General features: G+C 72.1%; 18 protein-coding genes and 1 pseudogene. 3 read left to right on the top strand and 16 right to left on the bottom strand.

All coding sequences use genetic code 11. The features are described 5' to 3' along the window. Nucleotides 1-185 precede the first annotated feature (185 nt). From ACQEV8_RS38365 to ACQEV8_RS38330, 8 genes are all read right to left on the bottom strand, one after another. The gene (locus ACQEV8_RS38365) at nt 186-668 is read right to left on the bottom strand and encodes an N-acetyltransferase family protein (protein WP_432970227.1); all 483 of its coding nucleotides are present in this window, start codon (nt 666-668) and stop codon (nt 186-188) included. 57 nt (nt 669-725) lie between these two features. Beyond that, a complete protein-coding gene (locus tag ACQEV8_RS38360; RefSeq protein WP_189722517.1) occupies nt 726-899 on the bottom strand; it encodes a hypothetical protein in 174 nt (57 codons plus the stop codon). 614 nt (nt 900-1513) lie between these two features. Beyond that, nucleotides 1514-3016 carry an SDR family NAD(P)-dependent oxidoreductase gene (locus tag ACQEV8_RS38355; RefSeq protein ID WP_432970224.1) on the bottom strand — a complete coding sequence of 501 codons (1503 nt, stop codon included), beginning with the start codon at nt 3014-3016 and terminating at the stop codon, nt 1514-1516. Nucleotides 3017-3121: 105 nt separating this feature from the next. Then, the gene (locus ACQEV8_RS38350) at nt 3122-4465 is read right to left on the bottom strand and encodes a wax ester/triacylglycerol synthase family O-acyltransferase (RefSeq protein WP_432970221.1); all 1344 of its coding nucleotides are present in this window, start codon (nt 4463-4465) and stop codon (nt 3122-3124) included. A 144-nt stretch (nt 4466-4609) separates the two neighbouring features. Further along, on the bottom strand, nt 4610-7285 hold the full coding sequence (locus tag ACQEV8_RS38345) for a PA14 domain-containing protein (protein ID WP_432970218.1): 2676 nt from the start codon (nt 7283-7285) through the stop codon (nt 4610-4612). A 59-nt stretch (nt 7286-7344) separates the two neighbouring features. Continuing rightward, the gene (gene glgC, locus ACQEV8_RS38340) at nt 7345-8565 is read right to left on the bottom strand and encodes a glucose-1-phosphate adenylyltransferase (protein ID WP_432970215.1); all 1221 of its coding nucleotides are present in this window, start codon (nt 8563-8565) and stop codon (nt 7345-7347) included. A 51-nt stretch (nt 8566-8616) separates the two neighbouring features. Next, a complete protein-coding gene (glgA, locus tag ACQEV8_RS38335) occupies nt 8617-9768 on the bottom strand; it encodes a glycogen synthase (RefSeq protein ID WP_432970212.1) in 1152 nt (383 codons plus the stop codon). A 39-nt stretch (nt 9769-9807) separates the two neighbouring features. Beyond that, the gene (locus ACQEV8_RS38330; RefSeq protein ID WP_432970209.1) at nt 9808-10566 is read right to left on the bottom strand and encodes a (2Fe-2S)-binding protein; all 759 of its coding nucleotides are present in this window, start codon (nt 10564-10566) and stop codon (nt 9808-9810) included. Between the two features lie 209 nt (nt 10567-10775). Here ACQEV8_RS38330 and ACQEV8_RS38325 point away from each other — a divergent pair, with 209 nt between their 5' ends. After that, complete coding sequence (locus tag ACQEV8_RS38325; protein ID WP_432970206.1) at nt 10776-12227, top strand: DMT family transporter; 1452 nt, start codon at nt 10776-10778, stop codon at nt 12225-12227. Here the strand turns inward: ACQEV8_RS38325 and ACQEV8_RS38320 are convergent. Beyond that, a complete protein-coding gene (locus ACQEV8_RS38320; RefSeq protein ID WP_432970203.1) occupies nt 12217-13437 on the bottom strand; it encodes a transglycosylase family protein in 1221 nt (406 codons plus the stop codon). The genes ACQEV8_RS38325 and ACQEV8_RS38320 overlap by 11 nt on opposite strands. A gap of 347 nt (nt 13438-13784) precedes the next feature. Between ACQEV8_RS38320 and gndA the strand changes: the two genes are divergently transcribed. Then, nucleotides 13785-15224: an NADP-dependent phosphogluconate dehydrogenase gene (gene gndA / locus ACQEV8_RS38315; RefSeq protein ID WP_432970200.1), complete on the top strand. Its 1440-nt coding sequence runs from the start codon at nt 13785-13787 to the stop codon at nt 15222-15224. A gap of 474 nt (nt 15225-15698) precedes the next feature. Here gndA and ACQEV8_RS38310 read toward each other — a convergent pair whose 3' ends face one another. The 4 genes from ACQEV8_RS38310 to ACQEV8_RS38295 all read right to left on the bottom strand — a co-directional run bounded on the left by ACQEV8_RS38310 (nt 15699) and on the right by ACQEV8_RS38295 (nt 20600). After that, a complete protein-coding gene (locus ACQEV8_RS38310) occupies nt 15699-16043 on the bottom strand; it encodes a GNAT family N-acetyltransferase (protein WP_432970197.1) in 345 nt (114 codons plus the stop codon). A 31-nt stretch (nt 16044-16074) separates the two neighbouring features. Beyond that, a complete protein-coding gene (gene panD, locus ACQEV8_RS38305) occupies nt 16075-16494 on the bottom strand; it encodes an aspartate 1-decarboxylase (protein WP_432970194.1) in 420 nt (139 codons plus the stop codon). A gap of 781 nt (nt 16495-17275) precedes the next feature. Next, nucleotides 17276-18940: a phytoene desaturase family protein gene (locus ACQEV8_RS38300; RefSeq protein WP_432970191.1), complete on the bottom strand. Its 1665-nt coding sequence runs from the start codon at nt 18938-18940 to the stop codon at nt 17276-17278. A 418-nt stretch (nt 18941-19358) separates the two neighbouring features. Beyond that, nucleotides 19359-20600 (bottom strand): class I adenylate-forming enzyme family protein, encoded by a 1242-nt coding sequence (locus ACQEV8_RS38295; RefSeq protein WP_432970188.1) that lies wholly within the window; start codon nt 20598-20600, stop codon nt 19359-19361. Nucleotides 20601-20609: 9 nt separating this feature from the next. Here ACQEV8_RS38295 and ACQEV8_RS38290 point away from each other — a divergent pair, with 9 nt between their 5' ends. Continuing rightward, the gene (locus ACQEV8_RS38290; protein ID WP_432973454.1) at nt 20610-20750 is read left to right on the top strand and encodes a hypothetical protein; all 141 of its coding nucleotides are present in this window, start codon (nt 20610-20612) and stop codon (nt 20748-20750) included. Nucleotides 20751-20773: 23 nt separating this feature from the next. Here the strand turns inward: ACQEV8_RS38290 and ACQEV8_RS38285 are convergent. The 3 genes and pseudogenes from ACQEV8_RS38285 to ACQEV8_RS38275 all read right to left on the bottom strand — a co-directional run. Further along, nucleotides 20774-21115: pseudogene (locus tag ACQEV8_RS38285) on the bottom strand (AMP-binding protein); the annotation flags it as partial. Continuing rightward, the gene (locus ACQEV8_RS38280; RefSeq protein WP_432970185.1) at nt 21112-22923 is read right to left on the bottom strand and encodes a CoA transferase; all 1812 of its coding nucleotides are present in this window, start codon (nt 22921-22923) and stop codon (nt 21112-21114) included. The gene ACQEV8_RS38280 and the pseudogene ACQEV8_RS38285, both read right to left, overlap by 4 nt. Then, complete coding sequence (locus ACQEV8_RS38275) at nt 22920-23741, bottom strand: class I SAM-dependent methyltransferase (RefSeq protein ID WP_432970182.1); 822 nt, start codon at nt 23739-23741, stop codon at nt 22920-22922. The genes ACQEV8_RS38280 and ACQEV8_RS38275 overlap by 4 nt, the downstream gene beginning before the upstream one ends. Between the last annotated feature and the right edge of the window lie 346 nt (nt 23742-24087).

Genomic DNA, 24087 nt, shown 5'->3' with positions numbered 1-24087 from the left:
AGGGCCTGTCGTTTGGATCACGCCGCAGACGCGGGGTCCGGCACGCGCATCTGCCGCGTTGTCGTCGGTTGCCGATGCTCCGCATCGCCGCCCTCCTCCGCCTTGCAACTGCACGCACCAGACCCCGCTCACCGGCGATTTCCAGGAACCGTCAGTTTCCTGCGACCTGATCCAAACGACAGGCCCTAGAGCGCGCGGTACATGATGTGCAGCCCCACCCGGCCGTCACGGGGATGGTCGAACGCTTCCGGCACCGTGCCGAGGATCGTGAAGCCGAGGGAGGTCCACAGCTTCACGGCCGGGTTGGTCTCGACGACGGCGTTGAACACCATGCCCCGGTAACCCGCGGCCCTGGCTTCGGTCAGGAGGTGTTCGGCGAGGGCACGGCCGTAGCCACGGCCGCCCTGGCCGGGGTCGACCATGAAGCCGGCGTTGGCGATACGGGCGGCGGGGCCACCGTAGTTGGGGGTGAGATACGCGGAGGCGACGACGCCGCCGCTGTCGTCCTCGACGACGTAGACCTGTTTCGCCGGACTCATCCACAGGACCCGGGCCTCCTCCTCGGAGGTACCCGGGTCCCATGCGTAGGTCTCGCCCGCGGCGACGATGTGGTGCCAGAACGGCCAGATACGCGGCCAGTCGTCAGCCGTTGCTTCCCTGATCAGCATGGGCGTGAGTCTGGCACGCCCATGCGTCCGGCGAAGTTGGAGGGGGTGCGCCCTTGGTCAGTCGACGCTGGGCAGGATGTGGGGCTCTGCGAGGTCCTCCTCGTAGCCCGCGAGGCGGATCGGGGCCGACCGGGCCCACACGTCAAGGCTGCCGAGCTCGTCGGCCCGTCGGCCGGCGCGCTCGCCGCGTTCCTTGGGGCGCTGATCTCGATTCGTCTTCTCCGGTGTCACCGCGCACTCCTTATGTGTCGGTCACCCTCGGGACGCACGCGCCGGTCCTGCTGCGCCTGACGCCCGTATGGGTCTGATGTCAAAAGCAGTTCGGACGCGGTGGCGCCGGTCGACTCACGGGAGAGGCCGTGGTGAACCGGCTTGTCCCACGACGGACCGTTGGGTGTGGGTAGGACCCCGTACTGCTGTCCGTCCGGACCAGATTAACCAAATGAGCGGGCCCCCGCTCGATGGGGCTGAAAACGGCCGGTAACAATCGCGCGTCATCCGGTGTTCAACTCGGGTTTAGACGCCGTTTTGTTCACTCACGGGCGATTTGAGTACCACCCGAACGGCGTACAGGGGCGTAGGTGCTTTCGACACGGTTGCGTAGTTCGAGTGCCGTTGACCGAGTCGAAAGCTCGCCATGATCTGAGGTACACCAGCTGTGGCCCGGCGATCCTGCCGCCCGTGCCGACCACGCGGCCCACGCGGTGCGCGCCCTGCTCGGCATGGAAGTCCTGGCGGCACACAACTCCCGCCTCGGGGCGGTCGATCGGCGGGGAGGCGTCAGGGGCGCGGGGAGCTGCGCGCCCGGCCTGCCGCAGCCCGCAGACGTACCACCGGGTCCCCGACTACCACTTACCCGGCGCGTAGTCCTTCAGAAAGACCCCGTACACGTCTTCCCCGGCCTCACCCCGCACGATCGGGTCGTACACCCGCGCCGCTCCGTCGACAAGATCGAGCGGCGCATGGAACCCGGCCTCGGCCAGCCGCAGCTTGTCGTAGTGAGGCCGCTCGTCCGTGATCCACCCCGTGTCGACCGAGGTCATCAGAATCCCGTCGCCCTGGAACATCTCCTGCGCACTGGTGCGCGTCACCATGTTCATCGCGGCCTTGGCGGCGTTCGTGTTCGGGTGCCCCGCACCCTTGTAGCCGCGGCCGAAGACCCCCTCCATCGCCGAGACGTTCACGACGTACGCCCGCCCGCTCGTCGCCTTCTTCGCGGCCTCGGCCATCGCCGGGCGCAGGGCGCTGATCAGGATGAACGGAGACGTGTAGTTGCACAGCTGGGTCTCCAGCAGCTCCACCGGGGAGATCTGGTCGATGGTCTGCACCCAGGTGTTGGAGTCGACGACGTCGGGGACCAGGCCGCCCGCGTCGATCGCGGTGCCGTCGAGGTGCCGCTCGACGCTGGCGTTGCCCGCGACCAGGGCGAGGTCGGCGACCTTCTGCGCGTCGAGGCCGCTGGTGCCGAGCGGCAGCGCGGCCAGACCGTCGACCGCACCGGAGTTGAAGGCGCCGATGACGTGGTGGGCGGGGAGTTCCCCGGCGGGCAGCGGGGCGCTCTCGCCGTCGACCAGGGCGGCGTAGGCGGAGGGCAGCCGGCGCACGGTCTGCGTCGCGTTGTTGACGAGGATGTCGAGGGGACCGGCGTCGGCGACCTGGTCGGCGAGGGCCACGGCCTGTGCCGGGTCGCGCAGGTCGATGCCGACGACCTCGAGGCGGTGCATCCAGTCCGCCGAGTCGTCCATCGCCTTGAAGCGGCGGATGGCGTCCTTCGGGAAGCGCGTGGTGATCGTGGTGTGCGCGCCGTCGCGCAGCAGCCGGAGCGCGATGTACATGCCGATCTTGGCGCGGCCGCCGGTGAGCAGGGCGCGCTTGCCGGTGAGGTCGGCGCGGACATCGCGCTTGTCCCGGTTCAGGGTGGCGCAGTCGGGACAGAGCTGGTGGTAGAAGTAGTCGACTTCCACGTACCGGGCCTTGCAGGTGTAGCAGGAGCGCGGGCGCTGGAGTATCCCGGCGATCCTGCCCGTCTCGGTGGCGGACGACGGCAGGATGCCCTCGGTCTCGTCGTCGATGCGCTGGGCGGAGCCGGTCGCGGTGGCCTCCGTGACCGCCTTGTCATGGGCGGTCTTGGCGGCCCGGCGCTCCTGGCGGCGGCGCTGCTTGACCGTGCGGTAGACGCCCGCGGTGGCCCGGCGCACGGCCACGGCGTCCGGGTGGTCGACCTCCAGCTTGTCGAGTTCCTCGAGCACGCTGAGGCAGACGGCCAGACGCTCGGGGTCGATGCCGGGTCCGTACGAGAACCCGCTCGCCTCATCCATGGCCTGCGGGCCGTCCTCTGTCACCGTCATCGCCGCTGTCGTTCCCTGCTCTGCCGTCGCGGCGCGCCGGTCGCGCCCGCATTCGAAGGGCGAATTTTACGGAGCGCCGGGCCGGACCGCCAAACCCGCTCCTGATCAGGACTCGCAGGCCGTGATCAGTGTCCGCACCTCCTCCGTGACGGCGGCGGCGAATCGGTCGAGGTCAGGAACGGCCTCGGCGTCGGCGACGAGGCCGTAGTGGACGCTGCCCCGGTACGTCGAGACCGCCACCGCCAGGGAGTGGCCGGGCGGCAGCGGGGCGAAGGGGAACACGGCGGTGAGCGGGTGGCCTCCGAGTTTCAGGCCGAGACTGGGCAGGGGCACGCTGGTCACCAGGATGTCGAACCAGAGCCGTGCCGCCTGGCCGACCAGAGGGCCGCCGAGCCGGTGGGCGAGGGCGGGGACGTGGTCGGCCAGCAGGGCGACGGCGCCCGCGCCCCGGTTGGGGCCGGCGTCCTTGTTGCGGTCCATGGCGGTGCGGACCGAGGCGAGGCGCGCCAGCGGGTCCTCGTCGTCCACCGGAAGCCGTATCAGGTAGCCGGAGAGCCGGTTGCCCTGTGGGTACGCGGTGCGCGGGCGGCGCTTGGAGACGGGGATCAGGGCGCGCGGCTCCACGCCCTCGCTGCCGTCGCCGCGCTCGTCGAGCCAGCGGCGCAGGGCGCCCGCGACGACGGCGATCAGCACGTCGTTGACGGTGCCGCCGACGGTCTTGCGGACGCGGTGCACGTCGTCCAGGTCGAGCACCACTCCGGCGGTGCGGCGGGTGCCGCTGGGCTCGCAGGTGAGCGCGGGGGTGGAGCGCACATCGAGGGAGGAGCGGGCGACGGAGGCGCCGATGTCCAGGGCCCGGGACACGTCGGACAGGGCGCCGCGCACCAGCCCGGGCAGGTCGCGCACGTCCGGCAGCAGAGGGCGTGGGGGCGCGGCGGGGCGGGGCCGGGGCGCCGGCATGTCCATCGGGTCCATGAGCCCCGCGGCGAGGGCGAGTGCCCGGAGCCCGTCGGCCAGGGCGTGGTGGAACTTGAACAGCACCGCGAAGGAGCCGCCGTCCTCGCCCGGCAGGACATGCGCCTCCCAGGGCGGCAGGCCGCGCTCCAGCGGACGCCCCATGAGCCGCCCCGCCGTCGCGTGGAAGTCGGCGGTCGGGGCGTGCAGCCGCACATGGTGCTGGGAGTCGAAGTCCGGGTCCGGTTCCCGGGCCGCGCCGCCGAAGGCGTGCGGCCGGCGCAGCGCCGAGGGCAGCGGCTGCCACACGTCGCGGATGCGCATGCGCAGTCCGGGGACATCGGCGGCGCGGGCCGCGAGCAGGTCCGCGGCGTGGGCGCCCGCAGCCGGCGAGTGGGCCGGGAAGATCCCGAGCGCCCCGAGGTGCATCGGGTGCTCGGCGGACTCGAGGTTCCAGAACGCCAGGTCGAGAGGAGCGAGCAGGTCAGCAGTCAAGGGCTTGCCTCGCGTCGACGACGGGGTGGGTCAGCAGTCAACCGCCCCCAGCCGATTACGGTCAAGTACGATCAGGCTACGTACAGTTAACAGCAGATTAAGTCCCGCCCCGGCGAGGGGGCGGGACTTATGGTGCATGTGCCGTCAGTCCAGCACAGGTTGCGGCGCCGGGCACCCCGTGGGAGTCACCCGGGAGGCGTCATGGATCAACGCCTGGTGCGCCGCCTTGAGCCGGGCCGTGTCCGGTTTCAGGACCGCTCGGTCGTAGGTGAGGAAGCCGTTCAGCTCACCCTCGACGTCCGCGATCTGGGTGTACACGGCACCGTTGCTGCCCCGGCAGACCAGGGCCCGGACCTCGTCGAGCTTGGCCAGGTAGTCCCGCGTGTAGGTGGCCGGGTCGACGTCGACGTACGACTGCTGCACCGACCAGGCATGGCCGGGCACCGCGAGGCCCAGGCCGCCGTACTCGCCGCTGACCAGGGCGCGCTCGCCGTCAGGGCGCGGCGGCAGGGCGGGACTGGGATAGCCGTGCTCGTCCATGAGGTCACCGGTGCCGCCGTCGGCGCCCAGGTTCAGCCCGGACTGGCCGTTGACCAGCCGGGTGGGGTCCCACGCCTTGGCCTGCTCGGCGACCCGGCCCACGTCGTACTGGCCCCAGCCCTCGTTGAAGGTCACCCACATGACGACCGACGGGCTGCTGATGTGCTCGTCGATCATCTCCTTCATCTCACGCTCGTAGCGCGCACGGGAGGACGCGCTCGGGTTCACCCCGGCCGTCATCGCGGGCATGTCCTGCCACACCAGCAGCCCGAGCCGGTCGGCCCAGTAGAACCAGCGGTCCGGCTCGACCTTGATGTGCTTGCGGACGGAGTTGAAGCCGAGCCGCTTGTGCGCCTTCAGGTCGTAGGCGAGGGCCTCGTCGGTGGGCGCGGTGTGCAGGCCGTCCGGCCAGAAGCCCTGGTCGAGGGTGGCCATCATGAAGACCGGCTCGCCGTTGAGGACCGTGCGCGGGACGCCGTTGATCTTCTCGACGGCTATCGAGCGCATCCCGAAATAGCTGCCGACCCGGTCCGCGCCGACCTTCACCCTGAGCTTGTAGAGGAAGGGGTCGTCAGGGGACCACAGGTGCGGGTCGCGCACGGTCAGGGTCAGGGGGCTGCCGGTGCGGCCGCTCGCCGTGGCCACCTCGCGCCTCCCGTCGTACGCCGTCGCCGTGATCGGTACGCCGTCCCGGACGCCCCGCGCCTCCACGGCCAGCTTCTCGCCGGCCACGTCCGGGGTGAGCTTGAGGGAGTCCGCGTGGTCGCGGGCCACCGGCTCCATCCAGACCGTCTGCCAGATACCGGAGGACGGGGTGTACCAGATGCCGCTGGGGTCCAGGCGCTGCTTGCCGAGCGGCGGGTTCTCGCCGGATGCCGCGTCGGTGGGGTCGTAGACGCCGACGATCAGTTCCTGGGTGCGGCCCGGCTTCAGCGCGTCGGTGATGTCGGCGCCGAACTTGTCGTAGCCGCCCTCGTGCTCTGCGACCTTCGTGCCGTTGACGTACACCTCCGAGCGCCAGTCGACGCCGCCGAAGTTGAGCTTGAGCCGCTTGCCGGAGCCGATGTCCCAGTCGCGCGGGACCGTGAAGGTGCGGCGGTACCACATGCGGTCCTCGTGCCGTTCGACGCCGGAGAGCCGGGACTCCACCGGGTACGGGACGAGGATGCGCTCCTTCAGGTTCTTCCCGACGGGCGGCTGCTCGCCGGGCTCGGCGGCGGCGAACTGCCAGCGGCCGTTGAGGCCCTGCCAGTCCTCCCGGGTCAGCTGCGGGCGCGGGTACTCGGGATGGGCGTTGTCCGGCCCGACCTCGTCGGCCCAGCGGGTACTCAGCTGGTGCGTCGAGCGGTTGGGGCCGCTGCTCCAGAACTCCTTGACAACGTTGCCGTCGGTGCCGGAGAGGCCACCCCGACCGTCGTAGCGGATGTCGGCGGCGCCTCGGGCCGTGCCGGTCTTGTTGCCGACGACCGGCTCGTCGAGGGCGACCAGGAGTGACGTGGGGTCGGACGGGTCCGGTCGCGCCGCACCCAGGGGCCATTCGGCGCCGCCGATCACCGCCTTGAGGTGGCCGGTGAAGCCCGCCGGCGGTGCGGCCAGGGGCTGGGCGAAGTCCAGCTTGAGCGTGCGGCCGGTGGACTGCACCGTGGCCGCGAGTGCTCCGTCGTAGTCGAAGCCGTCGGGGAGGCGGAACGCCGACTGCGGGACCGGCTCCTTCGCGCCGCCGGGCGGGGTCCAGCGGAGGTGGAGGTTGGAGCCGCCGTAGTGCTCGAAGTACTCGATCTTGATGTCGTAGGCCTTGCCCGCGGTCAGGTCGACGGGCCGGCCGGTCTGTTCGCGGTCCCAGTCGTCCACCCAGTGGTCGACGACGGGCTTTCCGTCGATCCAGAGGCGGAAGCCGTTGTCGCCGATGACCGAGAACGTGTGGGCGCCGGTCTTCTCCGGGACGATCTTCCCGGTCCAGCGGACGCTGACGTCGTCGGACTGTCCGGTGGTGAAGTTCAGGCGCGGCTCCAGGTTGCCGAAGTCGAGGTCCTGGTCGAAGGTCGTCGCCTTGAGGGTGTGGAAGTCGAAGGCGCCGGGGGCGGAGTGGGTGAAGTACTCGCCCTTGAGGCCGTGGATCTCTTGGACGTCTGCGGGGTCGTCCGCCAGGGCGGGTGCCGCGGTCAGGCCGGTGAGGGCGAGCAACGCGGCGAGCAGTAACGCGAGCCGGTTCCTGAGAGGTCTGGGTCCGGTATGCACGGAACCTCCGTTTACAACGATGTCATATCCGGGCGCAGGCATGACAACACGGATTCCGCTCTTCGTCCAGAGGCAGGACAAAGTCCCCGGGCAGGGACCCGTCAGGTGACCAACTGCCCCTTCCCCAGGGCGATGACGCCGCCCTTGGACACGGTGTACAGCTCGGCGTCCCGCTCCGGGTTGACGCCGATCGTCGCGCCCGGCGGCACCTCGACGTTCTTGTCGAGGACGGCGCCCCGCACCACCGCTCCCCGGCCGATGTGCACGTTGTCGTGCAGCACGGAGCCCTGTACGACGGCCCCCGGGTCCACCACGACACCCGGCGACAGCACGGACCGCGTGACCTGGCCGCGCACGAGGCAGCCCGCGCTGATGATGGACTCGCTGGCGATGCCGCCGGCGTTGAAGCGGGCCGGCGAGAGCTGGTACGAGTGCGTGTAGATGGGCCAGCTGCGGTTGTACAGATTGAAGGCCGGGCGCTCGGCGATCAGGTCCATATGGGCCTCGTAGTAGGCGTCCAGTGTGCCGACGTCCCGCCAGTAGCCCTGGTCGCGGGTGGTCTCGCCGGGCACGTGGTTGGCGCTGAAGTCGTACAGCGCCGCCTCGCCCCGGTCGGTGAGCTGGGGCAGGATCGAGCCGCCCATGTCGTGCACGGAGGCCTCGTCCTCCGCGTCCCGCCGGAGCGCCTCGATGAGGGCCTTGGTGGTGAAGACGTAGTTGCCCATGGAGGCGAAGACCATGTCCGGACTGTCCGGCAGACCGGGCGGATCCGCCGGCTTCTCCAGGAAGCGCTCCACCGTCTGGCCGTCCGAGCCCGGCGTGATCACACCGAACGACGAGGACTCGGTGCGCGGCACCCGGATTCCGGCCACCGTCACGCCCGCGCCGCTCTCGATGTGCTGGGCGAGCATCTGGCGGGGGTCCATGCGGTAGACGTGGTCGGCGCCGAAGACGGCGACGTACTCGGGTTGCTCGTCGTAGACGAGATTCAGCGACTGCAGGATCGCGTCAGCGCTGCCCAGGTACCAGCGCGGGCCGAGGCGCTGCTGGGCGGGCACAGGTGTGACGTAGTTGCCGAGCAGGTTGGACATCCGCCAGGTGGTGGTGATGTGCCGGTCCAGCGAGTGCGACTTGTACTGCGTCAGAACGCAGATGCGCAGGACGTCGGCGTTGACGAGGTTGGACAGCACGAAGTCGACCAGGCGGTAGGTGCCGCCGAAGGTGACCGCGGGTTTGGCGCGGTCCGCCGTCAGGGGCATCAGGCGTTTGCCCTCGCCGCCGGCCAGCACGATTCCCAGGACCGAAGGACCACCACGACGCATGGCCGCTCCCCTCACGCCGATTTCCCGATGCCTGCCCCTGAGCGGGACGCGCTAAGCCTCTTTCAGGATCTCCTCGTAGAGCCGGACGGTGCGGCGGGCCACCGCGTCCCAGCCGAACTCGCCGACCGCCCGCTCCCGCCCGGCCTCGCCCATCCGCCGTGCGGTCTCCGGGTCGCCCAGGACGGTGTCCATGGCCCGGGCGAGACCCGCCTCGAAGTCGTCACCGGCCGGGACGAGCAGACCGGTCCTGCCGTCGTCCACGACCTCGGGGATGCCGCCGACCGCCGAGGCCACCACGGGCGTGCCGCAGGCCATCGCCTCCAGGTTCACGATGCCGAGCGGCTCGTACACCGAGGGGCAGACGAACAGCGCGGCGTGCGTGAGGAGCTGGATCACCTCCGGGCGCGGCAGCATCCTCGGAATCCAGAACACGCCGTCGCGGACCCGGCTCAGCTCCCCGAACAGCTCGCGGAACTCCTGGTCGATCTCCGGCGTGTCCGGTGCTCCCGCGCACAGCACGACCTGTGCGGCCGGGTCGATGTCCCGCACGGCGCGCAGCAGGTGGGGCACGCCCTTCTGCCGGGTGATACGGCCGACGAACAGGACGTACGGCCGGGAGCGGTCGAGCCCGATCCGGTCCAGGGCGTCCGTGCCGTGGTCGGGCCGGTAGAGGCTGGTGTCGATGCCGTTGTGCACGACGTGGACGTTCGCCGGGTCCAGGGCCGGATAGCAGCCGAGGATGTCCTCGCGCATGGCCCCGGACACGGCGATCACCGCGTCGGCGGCCTCGATCGCGGTGCGTTCGGCCCAGCTGGACAGCTCGTAGCCGCCGCCGAGCTGCTCGGCCTTCCAGGGACGCAGCGGCTCGAGGGAGTGGGCGGTCATCACGTGCGGGATGCCGTACAGCAGCTTGGCGAGGTGGCCGCCGAGGTTGGCGTACCAGGTGTGGGAGTGGACCAGCTCGCGGCCCTCCAGGGCGGCGGTCATGGCGAGGTCCACGGAGAAGGTGCGCAGCGCGTCGTTTGCCCCGTCGAGCGCGGACCAGGGCCGGTGGCGCCGCACGCCGTAGGCGCGCCCCTCACCCCAGCAGTGCACGTCCAGGTCGACCAGGTCTCTGAGCTCCCGGGCGAGGAACTCCACATGGACGCCCGCACCGCCGTACACATCCGGCGGGTACTCCCGGGTCAGCAGTCCCACTCGCACCCGCAACTCCCTGCTCTCAGCGGCCGTTCCCTTTCATGGTCACCCAGATGGGGCGTGTGGGGAAGAGCGGGGCGGCGTCGTGAAGCAACAGTCGCCGCAGAGACCCCCGCCGGGCACCCGGTAGTACAGACAGCAGCTGCGACGCCGAAAGGCGGTGCCGGTGAGGATTCCGGTGCCCGTGAGCAGGGGGTGCGCGAGGAGTTCCGCCGCCAGCGAGCGGGCCCGGGCGGCGGTGTCGCCACGGTCGTGCCGCCGGGCCCAGCGGTCGAGTTCGCGGGCGGCCCCCGCCAGCGCGGAGGCGGCGTTGCCGCGCAGGAGACCGGGGGCAAGGCGGTAGTGGGCGCGCAGGGCCGCCGCCAGGGGTTCGAGGTGACCGTCGAGGACGGTGGCCGCGAGAGTCGCCGCACCGGCCCCGGGAAGCGGCCGTACGTCCGTGAGCCACAGGTCGTCCGGAGTGCTGCCGTCGGCGTCCCAGCGCAGCAGCCGGGCGTCGAGGTCGGGGACGCCGCCGTAGAGGACGGCGCAGCCGAGCGCGACGGACCACAGGCGGGCGGCGAGGCCCAGGTGGGCCACGGAGGCGGCGATGCGCAACTCCGGGGCGTGCAGGGAACCGGCCACCTTGCTGACGCGAAAAATCAGGGGATTTCCGTACACGTCAGGTGACGTTTCGCGGTAGGCCTGTGCGAGAGTGGGAAGAGGCCTGACCGCCGCTCCTGCCGTGCGCAGCACGAAGAAGCCGCCGAGCGGGCGGAGCGCGGCGAGGTCGGGGTCGAGGTCCACGACGACCAGTTGTACCAAGGCCCCTAGGGGACGCGACCCGGTGGACCCGGCCATGGTCGCCCACCCTGGGGATGATGATGCTCCCCTCGTACTCCATCGGCAGTAGGACCCAATGAGTGCTCAGGGACGACGACGGGAAGACCTGGACACGGCAGGGTGTTGGTCATGAAAGCCGACCTTTCGCCGCGCCGGGCTGAGTGCCCCCGCCTGACGCAGAGGAGCAGCCGATGAGCGCCCTCGCGTTGTCCGTCCTGCTCTCCCTCGTGTCCGCCTTCGCGTACGCGGGCGGGGCGATCGTGCAGGAGCGGGTGGCGGAGTCCTCGCCGGGCGAGCAGTACGCTCCGCTGCGCCGGCCGGGCTGGTGGGCGGCGGTCGGGCTCAACGGTCTCGGCGGAGTACTGCACGTGGTCGCGCTGGCGTACGGTCCGCTGAGCCTGGTGCAGCCGCTGGGCGCGCTGACCATCGTGGTGGCCCTGCCGATGGCGGCGCTGTTCGTCGGCCGCAAGGCGGGTGCCACGGCCTGGCGGGGCGCGATCATGGCGACGGTGGGGCTCGCGGGTCTGCTGTCCCTGGTCGCCGCCTCCGACGCGCGGTCGCTGGACACGGCCCAGCGGGTGGCCGTGGCCGTCGTCACCGCCGGCGCGGTCGTGACGCTGATGATCGCCGCCCGGGCCGCGCACCGGCACCCGGCGGTCCGCAGCATGCTGCTGGCGACGGCCTCCGGTATCGCGTTCGGCATGTCCTCGGTGTTCACCAAGACCGTCGCTGTCGACTGGACCGGTGGTGTGTCGGCGGCCGACGTGCCCTCGCTCGCCGTGATCGGCGTCCTCGCCACGGCCGGCATGCTGCTGTCGCAGGCCGCGTACCGGGGCGCCGGCCTCACGGCCCCGCTGGCCACGCTGACGGTCGTGAACCCGGTGGTGGCGGCCGCGGTCGGCATCACGATGTTCGGAGAAACCTTCCGCTACGGCACGACGGGCACGGCGCTCGCCCTGAGCTGTGGCGTGGTCGCGGCGGGTGGGCTGATCCTGCTGACGACGGAGCGGCTCGCGCAGGGCCGGCCGGAGCCGGAGAGCACGGGGACGGTGCCGGGGTCGGTGGTCACGGGCACGGGCACGGGCACGGGCCTGGTCACCATCGACACGCACGTCGGGACGCCGGGGTCGGTGCCCGAGCCTGCCGGGAGGGGGCGGGGCCGGCTGGAGACGGTGGATGCCAGGTCCGCGTCCGTGGGCACGGGACATCCGGCCGGGATGGTGGGCGGCGTGCCCGGAAGCGGGGGTGCGCTGCGCGAGACGGTGAGGGCGTCGCCCGTCGGCGTGGGCAGCCCGGCCGGGGCGGTCAACGCCGCGCCGGAGCCCCGGAGCGCCCCGGCCGAGGTCGGCGCGCTGCCCCAGACCGTGGGTGCGCTGCCCCAGACCGTGGGTGCGCCGCCCGTGGCCGTGGGTGTGCTGCCCAAGACGCCGAGCGCGGGAGCAGGGGAACGTGGCGTGGCCGGGCGCGGCCCGTGCGGGGACGAAGCCGTGCCCGTGCCCCGGACGGCGGCCGCGGAGGAGTCCGAGGCCGCCCCGAGCGGGGAACCCGGCGGACGCCGCCCGCTCTCCTACGTGCCCTTCTACGGCGTCCCGTACGTCCCGCTGCCCACGGTCGACCGGCACCGCACGCGCGTCAGATCGTGACGCCGCCGGCCCTGAGATAGGCCACCGGGTCGACGTCCGAACCGAAACCGGGCCCCGTCCGCACCTCGAAGTGCAGATGCGGGCCCGAGCTGTTGCCGGTGGAGCCGGAGCGGCCGATGCGCTGGCCGGCGGTCACCGTCTGCCCGTCCCGCACGGAGATCGCCGACAGGTGGGCGTACTGGCTGTATCGGCCGTCGGCGTGCCGGACCACGACCTGGTAGCCGAAGGAACCGCCCCAGCCCGCGCTGACGACGCTGCCCGCCGCGACCGACCTGATGGACGTGCCCGTGGGCACGGGGAAGTCGACGCCGGTGTGGTAACCCTTCGACCAGGACGAGCCCGCCTTGCGGTAGGGCGTTCCCAGGGAGCCGCTGACGGGAGCGACAAGACCCTGACGGGCGGACGTGGACCTTCCGGCGCGCTCCTTGCTCTCGTCCTTGGAGCGCTCCTTGGCACGTTCCTTCGAGCGGTCCGGCTTCTTGGGCGACGGCTTGGCCGACGGGGCCGGCTTGTGCGCGGGTCGCGTCTTCGTAGCGCCCTCGCCGCTCAGCGCGAGCCGCTGACCTGGCACGATCAGGTCGGGGTCGGCTCCTATGGCCGAGCGGTTGGCAGCGTACAGCACCCGCCAGCCGCCCCGGACCTCCTGGTCGGACGCGATCCCGGAGAGAGTGTCGCCGCGGACCACGGTGTACATCTCGGCGCTGCCCGCCCGGGACTGCGGCGTGGACTGCGGCCGCACGTCCTCGATGGAGGTCTGGGCCCTTTTCTTCCCGTCGTTCTTCGCGTCCCTCTTCGTGCTCTCGGAGGCCGGGCGGATGTCGGGCTCGCCTCCGCCCCGGGTCAGTCCGGCCCGTACCGAGCAGACCGGCCAGGCGCCCGGGCCCTGCCCGTCGAGCACCTTCTCGGCGACGGCGATCTGCTGGTCCTTGGTGGCCAGGTCCGCGCGTCCCGCGTAGGTCCGGCCGCCGTAGGCCTCCCAGGTGGACTGGGTGAACTGCAGACCGCCGTAGAACCCGTTGCCGGTGTTGATGTTCCAGTTGCTGGTGGACTCGCAGGCGGCGACCTTGTTCCAGGTGTCGACGTCCGCCGCGTGGGCGGCGCCGGTGCCCATGAACGGCAGTGCCATGCCCGCGCCACCCGCCGTGACGGTGAGTGAGGCCCGGTTGATCCTGTTCGGCTGATACCGGCGGTGCCGGCCGCGTACGGCCATCGTTTGCCCCCTAGACATGCGTCAGGAGGGGCAAAAGTAAGCGCTGCGAACCGGCCAGAACAAGACGGCTATCAGCCGCCCGGGCGCCCAAATGGCCGGTATGAGGCCCCTGTTGCGCGACGTGCGCCACGGCGGTGCATCGCGTACGCCACCCGGTGCGCGTGTGCGACGTGCGCGGGTACGCGTACATCGGCTGAGTGCGACGGGGCTTTCGTGCGTATCACGCTGCGCGACGTCGTACGACCCGCGCGTGCGGACGGAGTAGCGGCACGTCAGGATGGTCGACGGGGGCATGCTGGTGGACACCACCGGCAGCACCGATACCGAGGTCTTTAGGAGCCAACCGTATGAGCAGTACAGCGCAGATCGGCGTGACGGGTCTCGCGGTCATGGGACGCAACCTCGCCCGCAACTTCGCCCGCAACGGCTACGCGGTAGCGGTGCACAATCGGACGCCCGCGCGCACGCGCGCCCTGGTCGAGGAGTTCGGCGGCGAGGGGGACTTCGTCGCGTGCGAGAGCGCCAAGGAGTTCGTCGCGGCGCTGGAACGGCCGCGGCGGCTGGTCGTGATGGTGAAGGCCGGTGACCCGACGGACGCGGTGATCCAGGAGTTCGCCCCGCTGCTGGAGCCCGGCGACATGATCATCGACGGCGGCAACGCGCACTTCGCGGACACCCGGCGCCGGGAGCGCGAGCTGCGCGAGCAGGGCATCCACTTCGTCGGCATGGGCGTCTCCGGCGGCGAGGAGGGCGCACTCAACGGGCCGAGCATCATGCCGGGCGGCCCGAAGGAGTCGTACGACTCGCTGGGCCCGATGCTGGAGAAGATCTCGGCGAAGGCGGCCGACGGTTCGCCGTGCGTCTCCCACGTCGGTCCGGACGGTGCCGGGCACTTCGTGAAGATGGTGCACAACGGCATCGAGTACGCGGACATGCAGCTCATCGGCGAGGCGTACCAGCTGCTGCGCGATGTCGCCGGCTACTCCCCCGCGCAGATCGCGGAGATCTTCCGCACCTGGAACCAGGGCCGCCTCGACTCCTACCTGATCGAGATCACGGCCGAGGTGCTGTCGCACGTCGACACGGAGACGGGCAAGCCGTTCGTGGACGTCGTGGTGGACCAGGCGGAGCAGAAGGGCACCGGCCGCTGGACCGTCCAGATCGCCCTCGACCTGGGCGTTCCGGTGTCCGGTATCGCGGAGGCCGTCTTCGCCCGCTCGCTCTCCGGCCACGCGGCGCTTCGGGAGGCCTCGCGCGGGCTGGCCGGCCCGAAGGCCAAGGCGCTCAGCGAGTCGGAGGCGCAGGCCTTCGCCGACCGCGTGGAGCAGGCGCTGTACGCGTCGAAGATCGTGTCGTACACGCAGGGCTTCCACGAGATCGACGCGGCCCGCGACGAGTACGGCTGGGACATCGACCTCGGTGCGGTCTCCGCGCTGTGGCGTGGCGGCTGCATCATCCGCGCTGCCTTCCTGGACCGGATCCGCTCCGCCTACGACACCCGGCCTGACCTGCCGAGCCTGCTGTCGGACGCGACGTTCGCGCAGGAGATCACGGATGCCCAGGACGACTGGCGCGAGGTGCTGGTCGCGGCGACGCGGCAGGGTGTGCCGACGCCGGGCTTCGGGGCGGCGCTCGCGTACTACGACGCCCTGCGCGCGGAGAGGCTCCCGGCCGCTTTGACGCAGGGGCAGCGGGACTACTTCGGTGCGCACACCTACCGGCGGGTGGACCGGGACGGCGCGTTCCACACGCTGTGGGGCGGGGACCGGTCGGAGGTCTCGGCGTAGGCGCTCGCCGCTGAGGGAACGGTGAGGGGCCGGTGGACAGCTGCCTTGGCTGCCCACCGGCCCCTTTCCCTTGTTCTCTTGCCGTCCGTTCAGGATCTCTTGTTCTCTCTTGCCGTCCGTTCAGGACAGCGGCGGGCCCGGCTCGGGGTTCGGTACGGGTTCCGGGCCCGGGGGGATCGGTGACGGGTCGGGACCCGGCACGGGGTCCGGCCCCGGTGGCGGGGTCGGGGACGGGGGCGGCGGGGTCGGCTCCGGGCCCGGCGGTGGCTGCGGATCAGGCACCGGGTCGGGGCGCGGCTCCGGGTGCTGGGGATCCGGGCCCGGTGTCGGCCCCGGATGCACGGGGTCGGGAAACGGATTGGTCATGAGGCCCTCCAGCCAGTCGATCGACTCCGGCTCTGGACTACTCCCCCGCCTACCCGGCACCTGCTTCGCCAGTCACTCCGGCGCGGGACGGGCAGGGGGCCAGGTGGGTCAGAAGCGGCCGGGGTGGGCGGACAGCCATTCCTTGGCCGCCGTCAGCAGGTCCTGATCGGCCGGGCGGGCCTCGTCGGGATGACGCTCGGCCCATCGGGTGACGTAGGGGCACAGCGAGGCGACCGGGCTGTGCTCGCGTCCGGCGATGGCGTACAGCTCGCGTGCGAGCGACCCCGCGATGCCCTGCCCCTCGTGGGCCGGTTCGACGATCGTGTGCACGGGCACGAGCGCACGCTCGGGGCTGTCGAGCACGAAGTACTCGATGCGGCCGACGACTTCACCGCCGGTCAGCGCCTCCAGGCGGCCCGCCGCCCGGTCGTCGCGGATCTCCAGGTCCTTCATACGGACGTGCTCCTGTCCCGTGTGCGTCCGGTCAGGCCCCGACGGCCTGCGGGCTGCGCTGCTGGTCCGAGTCCGGCACCGGCTCGGACGGGTCGGCACCCAGGGCCGCGATCCGGTTGTCGCGGTCCACGTGCACGACCCTGGGGGTGAGTGCCCGCGCCTCGGCGTCCGTCACCTGTGCGTAGCTGATGATGATCACAAGATCGCCGGCGTGCACGAGATGCGCGGCGGCCCCGTTGATCCCGATCACGCCGGATCCGCGCTCGCCCTCGATGACGTACGTCTCCAGCCGGGCGCCGTTGGTGATGTCCACGATGTGCACGAGCTCGCCGGGCAGCAGATCGGCGGCGTCGAGCAGGTCGGCGTCGATGGTCACCGATCCCACGTAGTGCAGGTCGGCCTGGGTGACGGTGGCGCGGTGGATCTTGGACTTGAACATGGTGCGCAGCATCGGAGTACTCCCAAAAGTAGGCTCCCTGCCTGCGTTTTTGCAGGTCAAGGGCTGTTTCCATACCCTACAACGAGTCGCATGTCCGGGCAGCTGTCCCCAGGTTTTTCAGGACTCATGCTGACCACTTGCCGACTTTTCTGATGCCTCGTCAGGCGACCGGAGGAGGGCTTCGCCCACTCTCGCGGACCCCACCGTGGCGACGGCCCAAGCCTACGCAGCACCCCCGAAGGACGTCCGTGATCACCGTCACGCGGACGGTCTGGACGGTGGGCAGGAGCGAAGGCGCTCGACCGGAAGTCGGACCACGCGCCACCATGGGTCAGCTGGCCCCGACCCCTCGTATCCCGCCTCAGAGAAGGAGGCACCCACAGTTCCATGAATCTGAGTGGCCGAAGCAGCGCGGCTGCATAGCGGCGGATCGCCGGTTGGCCAACCGGCCGATTCTCACGACCATGGCTGTGGCTCGTCCTGTGATTCTTGGCGGTGGCACAGGGGTATGTCCACGAGCTGGGACTATGGGGAGGCTTCGAAACTGGGCTTGAGGGCTACAAGCTCGGCCGAGGCAGGAACGCCGAGGTCCTGTGCAAGAGGACCGAGATCTTCAAGTGGCCGGAGCAGCAGAAGATCCATTGGAAGCGGGCCGTTTCCTGCCGGCCCCGGACTACAGACACCCAGCGGTCGTCGGCACGGCGGCCGCTGGAGATCCCGATGCCCCGACTTCCTCACGGCCGGTTTCGGCTTGCATCGCGTTGCTCGGTGTCCTGATCAGGACGAAAGCACCTCAGGCTGACCCCTTGGCCGAGGTACGCCCGGAACCGGTCGGTCGGGGTCGCACGCCATGGCGCAGCAGCCCTGCCCACAGGCGGGCCCGGCCAGCCCGGTCCAGGGCCTCGTGGGCGGCCAGCAGGCCGCTGGTGACCGCGCCGAGGAAGCCGCCGGCCAGGCAGTCCTGGCCCGAGAGGTACAGGCCCTTGACCTCTGTCCGTGGGCGCAGCCAGTCCGCCAGGCCGGGGCGGTGGCCGTCGCCGAAGCCGGCCACGTCCTTGGCCAGCCCGTACAAGCTGCCGCCGGGCCAGCCGGCGAAGTGCTCGGCCGTCAGCGGGGTGCCGAGCTCGTGGTAGGCCACCCGGCCTGTGGTGCGGGGCAGCTGGCGGTGGAGTTGCTCGAGGAGCTGTGCGGTGAGCTCGGCTTTGAGGGCCATGTAGGCGGGGTCCCGGTGTCGCCATCGTGAGCCGTGGAATGGCTCGAACAGCTCTGGCCGTACATAGGTCAGGATCTCTCCGGTCGACCGGCCGGGGTGGCGCGTGGTCCAGGTCGGGTCCTTGGCGCAGGAGAACGAGAAGAAGTAGCCGCTGGTCCGCCCGCCCGTGCCGTCGAAGAGGGCGTCGCAGTCCTCGTCGGTCACCATCAGGTTGTGGCGCGGCAGCCCGAGTTCCGCGGGGTCGCCGTCCAGTCCGAGGAAGAGCACCACGAACGGGAAGCCGCGCCGCATGCCGTCCAGCCGGTCTGCGCTGCGGTCGGGTCGGCGTGGCAGCAGGGTGCGGTACGTGTTCTGGGCACCTGCCGCGCTCACCACCACCGGAGCCCGCACGCGGGTGCCGTTCGCCAGCACCACGCCCGTCGCGCGCGACCCGTCCAGCTCGATCCGGGCCACCGGCGCCCGCACGAAGACCTCGCCGCCGGCGGCGCGGATCGGTTCCAGCATCGCCCGTGCGATCGCGGCACTGCCACCCACCGGGTACCAGGCGCCGGTCCGGAAGTGCTCGAACAGCACCGCGAGGAGGAAGAACGGCAGCCTTGCCGTGGAGTCGGCCAGCAGCAGCGCGCTCGGAGTGAGCACAGCCTGCCGCAGCCTCTCATCGCGAACCAGCCCTTCCACCACCTCCCGGGCCGGCCGCAGCGCCTGAGGCGGAACGGCCGTCGCCCGCAGGACCCGGGCCAGCCGCCGCACCACCGGGCCTGTCAGCCGTCCCAGTGCAAGCGCGGGAAGGACTGTCCGGCATCGCCTGATCAGCCCGAACAGCGCCTCGATGCCCGCTCGTTCGGCCGGGAAGCGCGCGATCAGACCGGACCGGTAGGCCGAGAAGCCGACCGGCGCCTGGTGCACCTCCCCCGCCAGGCGGTACTCGTCGTACGGGTCCCCGAGCGGGGCCCATTGCAGCGTGCCGCCGGTCAGATAATCCGAGAGCACACGGACCGGCTCTCGCTCCGTCAGCTGTCCCACGTAGTGGATTCCGACGTCCCACTCCCAGCCGCGCCGCCGGTAAGCGTGGGTGTAGCCGCCCGCGGTGTAGTGCTGCTCGAACACCGCCACCCGCCGGTCCTGGCGCGCCAGGCATACCGCGGTGGTCAGCCCGCCGGCCCCGGACCCGACCACCACCGCGTCGTACTCGTCCGTCACCCCGCCCGCCGCCAACGGCCGACCCACCAACACACGCCCCGTCATAGCCACCACCTTCCCCCGCAGCCCTGCACACCCGGGCTAAACGAGCTGTTCGCCCACCCAGTCACGCAACCGCATCGCTGCGAGCGACGACCTGTGGCTGACCCAGGGGACTGAAGTCCGGATATTTGCCCTCTCTGAGGGCTGCGTACGGCCGGACCCGCGCCCGTACCGGTGAGTTGCCGATGAACGCAACCGTCAGACAACCGCGCCTGGTTGACCATCTGCGAGTCACCCGACGGCCCATCAGGTCGACGACATCCCCCAGTCCCTCATCACCTCCGCCGAGGAGCCGCGAGGGCCTTCCTGACGGTGATGGCGTCCTGTTGCCACGGGCAGACGCCGCTCGCCCACCCGCGAGAAGAGCACCCGACGACGGGGGGGCTCGCTGCCGGGGTCTCCCATCCCGGGGAAGCCTCCCCTACGCCGGCTCCGCAGGTGGCGTTCTGTCGGATCCGCCCCGGCTGCTCTCCTCAGCCTCGCGAGGGCCCTGTGGTCTTTCCCGGGCAAAGCGCGCGGTCGCTCGGGACATCAGGGTGCGGTAGCAGACCTTCCCGGTGGGGCCGAGGGGCATCTCGTCGAGGACCAGGAGACGTTCGGGGTGTTTCCGGCGTGCCAGGCCACGGTCCCCCAAGTGGGCCGTGAGGTCGGACAGCGTGGGAACGGGTGTGCGCGGGGCCGGGCGGATGCAGGCGCACAGTCGTTCCCCGAGGTCCGGGTCGGGCACCGGGACGCAGACCGCCTCGGAGACCGCGGGATGGGTGCCCAGTTCGCGTTCGACCTCGGCGAGACTGATGTTGAGCCCCCCGCGCACGGCGATGCGTTTGAGCCGGCCCAGGACATGCAGCCTTCCACGCTCGTCCAGCCGACCGAGGTCGCCCGAGCGCACCCAGCCGTCGGAGGTGCGGTAACGGGCGTCCAGTTCAGGCGCGTTGACGTAGCACAGCGGCGTCATGGGACCCAGGGCCTCGATCTGACCGGTCCGGCCGGTGGGGAGCGCCGTGCCGTCGGGTCCGGTGATCCGGAGGCGGGCCACCGCGGGGTCCGGGGTGCCCACGCTGTCGCCCGGCGGGCGGTGTTCTCCGGCCGTGTGGCAGTTCACGCCGTCCGACGAGCCGTACACGGTCACCACCGGTCGGCCGAACCGTTCGCGGCATGCCTGCGCGGTGGCCGCCGGCAGGGGGGCGCCGCTGGAGACGACGGCACGCAACGACGATGTGTCCTCGTCCGGCCGCACCGGGAGGTCGGCGATGCGCCGGAGCATCGTGGGCACCGCGAAGAGGTGGGTCGGACGATGCTCGGCGACCATCCGCAGCGCTCCGGCCGGGTCGAAGGCCGACTGCACGATCAGGGTGCCGCCGAGGGCGGCGAGGGTGGCCGGTGTGCCCAGGGAACCGAAGGAGGAGGCCAGCGGGACGAGGACCAGGTGGCGGGGCGGCACCGTGGTGTCGGGGTGCAGGCTCCGGACGTACCGCGCACGACCGCCGGCCAGGGCGTGATGGCTGTAGGCGACCATCTTCGGCTCGGCCTCGGAACCGGACGACACCAGGATGCGGGCGGGGCCGTACGGGTCGGCCTGCCGCGGCCGCCAGGGACGATGGGCCAGGGTGTGCGGGGCGTGCAGCCCGTGCGCCCGTCCGTCGCCCGGGCCGGGGGCGAACACGGTGCGCAGGTGCGGAAGATCCGCGACGACCTGTGCCCGGTGGGCCGATGCGAGGACGGCGCCGCGGGCCCGCGAGCGGGCGAGCAGTGCCCGGAGGTCACGGTCGTCGCCGCCCGGGGGATCGGGAGGGCCACCGAGCCGATCGCGTAGACGGCGAGTTCCGCGGCCACGGCGTCGCGTCCGTTGGAGAGCATGATCGCCACTACGTCCCGGTCTCTCAGGCCCGCCCGGGCGAACAGGGCGGCGATCCGGCGCACTTGGACCTCCAGCGCCGTGTAGGAGAGCACTCCGGCGTCGTCCACCAGCGCCTGGCGGTCCGGGTGTTCGCGGACCCGGTCGGTGAACAGTGCGTAGAGGTCGGTGTCCGGGCACAGGCCCGCCGTCGCCCAGGCACGTCGTTGAGCGCGGGGCACCAGATCCGGGAAGCGCACTCCGGCGCGTGAGGTCCACACCGGCTGCCCGCCCCGGCTCGCGGGTGGGGCGGTACCGTGCCGGGTCGCGGGGGCGGCCGTCATGCGAACTCCCAGGGAGCGTACGGGCGTGCGTGGCCGGTGAACGGACCAGGTGGTGCGACGGCCGCCCGGAAGGCCGGGTCGCGGGCCGGAGCCGTCAGGTCGGTGAGGACGGGGGTCGCGGTCAGACCGGCCTCGGCCAGCCGTGCCGTCCACTCCTCGGTGGTGCGGCGGGCGAAGCGGGCCGCGAGGTCCTCGGTGGCCATGGCGCCGGCGCCGTCCAGGAGGCGGAGCACCTCCTCGGGGCGCGCCCGGACCTCGGGACCGAGGCACAGATGGCCGTCCGCTGTGCGCAGCGGCCGGTCCAGTGCCGTCCAGCGGGCCCGGTGCGCGGGTCGGGGAACGAGAGCGGCCGCGGAGACCAGGGAGGAGTCGACGCGGTTGCCCCGGCCGGTCGCCTCCCGAGCAGCCAGCGCGGCCAGCACCCCCTGGGCGCACACCAGCCCGCCGAGCACGTCGGTGAGGGTCATCAGGGAGGGGGCCGGAGGCTGGTCGGCCGGCCGTACCGCCGCGGCGAGGCCGCTGTGCACCTGGGCGAGGTAGTCGGTGCCCAGAGGCGGCCGGTCACCGAAGGCGTCACCGAAGCCGGACGCCCAGGCGTACACCAGGGCGGGGTGGCCGGGCAGCAGATCGGACGCGTCCAGGCCGAGCCGCGCGGCTTTTCCGGGGGCCCAGTTGTGCAGGAAGACGTCGGCCGCGGCGGCCAGCGCGCGGACCTTGTCCCGGCCCGGCGCGGTGGTGAGGTCGGCCTCGACCGACGGCTTGCCCGCGTTGAGGGCCGAGAACCGGGCCGAGCAGTCTCCCGCCAGCGGAGGGAGCCAGCGCATCGGGTCGCCGCCGGGCGGTTCGATCCGGACCACGTCGGCACCCAGCATCCGCAGGACGTGCCCGGCGAGCGGGCCCTGCACCCTGCGGGTGGACTCCACCACCCGCAGGCCCGTCAGCGGCAGCACGGCACCGGAGACCGGGGCCGCCGGGCGGGCGCCGGGCACAACCGTGTTCGGGTGCGCCCGGTCCTTGGTGACCGGTGCCGGTCCCGGAGTGAGGCGCCAGGGGGCCGGGCGGACGGCGGGGGCCGGGTCGGAGCCGACCGCGAGGAGGCTGACGCCGGTGTGGTGCGCGGCGGTCCGCAGCTCCGCCAGCGTGCGGCGGCGGGCGGCCTGGCGCAGTTCGTCGGGCAGCGGGCAGACGGCGGTGGCGAAACGCTGCTGGAAGGGCAGCCAGCCGCGGCCGGCGAGCGCGGGGGCCACGCCGAGCCGGGCCCAGAACTCCCGCCACGCCAGGGGGTCGAGGGTCTCGACCTCCACGCGGTCGTCGTCGGACGTCTCCAGCGTCGCCAGGCCGTCTGTCTGGGGTACGTCGGATGGGGCCACCGGCACATCCGGCTCGGGTGCACCGGAGCCGGCACGGGCCGTCGCGGCGGCGAGGTACTGGCCGACCGCCAGCAGTGCCCCCTGCGCCACCGAGGTCCGCACCTCACGCAGGTCCAGGCCGCGGGCCCGCGCGACGCGGAGAGCGGTGGCGCCCTGGGCGGCGAGCACTCCCGCCACCACCGAGGCGTAGTCGACGGCCAGTGGGAGTGGCCCGCCCGTCGCCCGGCCGTGGACATACATGAGACCGCAGGCGGCCTGTACGGCGCGCTCGTCCGGCAGGTCCGCCTCGACCGGACCCGCCCAGTCGACGGTGTACCGCACCGTTTCCCGGCCTGGGCCACTCGTCTCTCGCAGGTCCGGCGCGGCGTGCCGCAGCAGCCGGCCGGCGATCGTGGTGGCGACGGCCGGCCGGGCCGGGGTGCGCAGGCGCGGTGTCACGGTCGCTCCCGGCCGGGCCGGCGTCCCTGCACCGAGTAGAGGACGCTGGAGGCCGCGCGGAAGGACGGGTCCTGCATCAGCCGTCCCAACCGGTCCAGGTCCTCCTGGGTCATGCCCTGTTCCGTCAGCCGGTCCCGGAGGTTGCGGGTGTGGTTCAACTGGAGTCCGAGGCCGGGGTCCTGGGCGTGCCGTACGCCGATGTGGAGGTGGACGTCGATGGCGGTAAGCCCCGCCGCCCGCAGGGCCGCCGGCACCTTCCGCCCCCAGTGCGGATCCCCGCCCGCAACGCGCAGCGCTGCCGTCTTGGCCCGCAGGAACCGGACATAGAGCGTTTCCGCCTCCGCGTCCGGGGTCAGCAGGGGCGGCTCGTAGGAGGCGTCGATCTCGTCGATCTGCAGGAGGCCGCCGGGTTTGAGAGCGCGCAGGAGCTTGTGCAGGACGGCGTCGCGGGTGGGCACGTGCTGCAGGACCAGGCGGGCCACCACGAGGTCGTAGGCCGCCTCCGGAAGCGGATCGCGGGCCACGTCGAGCACGGCGACCTCCAGGCCCGGCGTGGGTGCCAGGTCGCGCGGGTCGAGGTCGGTGGCGAGCACGGACCCGCCCGGTGCCACCCGGCCCGCCAGCCAGCGCGCGATGCTGCCACCACCGGCGCCGACCTCCAGGCAGTGCCAGCCCGGGCCGACACCGGCGGCGGCCAGGCGGGGCAGGGTCACCGGGTCGTAGGCGGCGGCCAGGCAACGGTGCTGGTCGCGGCTGTGCGCGCTGCCGTTGCCGAAGACCGCGTGGGTGCCCTCCCGGGCGGGAGCGGGCTGGGACACGGTGTGGCTCCTCTCGTCAGAACGCGGCCCGGCCAGGCCCGGCGTCGTCATGTGCGGCCCGGACGGACTCGGAATCGTCATGTGCGGCCCGGACCGGCTCGGAATCGTCATGTGCGGCCCGGACAGGGCTCGGCGGCCGACACCACCGGGCTCGATACCGCCCCGTGAATCCGTCGGCGGGCGCCTACCCGGGCTGTCCGGTGCCGTCGAACCGGGGCCCGGACAGGCCCGGCGGCCGACATCGACGAGCTCGATGGCTCAGCCATGCACCCGGCGGGCGGGCATACACCCCGGCGGAAGGCGGGCTGTACCCCGGCGAGACTCCTCTCTGCGGGGAGCGGCCCCG

Origin of the sequence: Streptomyces sp. CA-179760 (genome assembly GCF_050937045.1) — a bacterium.
GTDB lineage: Bacteria > Actinomycetota > Actinomycetes > Streptomycetales > Streptomycetaceae > Streptomyces.
Note: the sequence above shows the minus strand (reverse complement) of the source record. Positions and strands in the feature narration are given on the sequence as shown.

Excerpts from the sequence above, each read along its gene's own strand:
- glgC (WP_432970215.1), bottom strand. The coding sequence starts at position 8,565 with ATGCGTCGTGGTGGTCCTTCGGTCCTGGGAATCGTGCTGGCCGGCGGC.
- ACQEV8_RS38345 (WP_432970218.1), bottom strand. The coding sequence starts at position 7,285 with ATGCCTGCGCCCGGATATGACATCGTTGTAAACGGAGGTTCCGTGCAT.
- panD (WP_432970194.1), bottom strand. The coding sequence starts at position 16,494 with ATGCTGCGCACCATGTTCAAGTCCAAGATCCACCGCGCCACCGTCACC.
- ACQEV8_RS38365 (WP_432970227.1), bottom strand. The coding sequence starts at position 668 with ATGCTGATCAGGGAAGCAACGGCTGACGACTGGCCGCGTATCTGGCCG.
- ACQEV8_RS38300 (WP_432970191.1), bottom strand. The coding sequence starts at position 18,940 with ATGACGGGGCGTGTGTTGGTGGGTCGGCCGTTGGCGGCGGGCGGGGTG.
- ACQEV8_RS38355 (WP_432970224.1), bottom strand. The coding sequence starts at position 3,016 with ATGACGGTGACAGAGGACGGCCCGCAGGCCATGGATGAGGCGAGCGGG.
- ACQEV8_RS38320 (WP_432970203.1), bottom strand. The coding sequence starts at position 13,437 with ATGGCCGTACGCGGCCGGCACCGCCGGTATCAGCCGAACAGGATCAAC.
- ACQEV8_RS38310 (WP_432970197.1), bottom strand. The coding sequence starts at position 16,043 with ATGAAGGACCTGGAGATCCGCGACGACCGGGCGGCGGGCCGCCTGGAG.
- ACQEV8_RS38325 (WP_432970206.1), top strand. The coding sequence starts at position 10,776 with ATGAGCGCCCTCGCGTTGTCCGTCCTGCTCTCCCTCGTGTCCGCCTTC.
- gndA (WP_432970200.1), top strand. The coding sequence starts at position 13,785 with ATGAGCAGTACAGCGCAGATCGGCGTGACGGGTCTCGCGGTCATGGGA.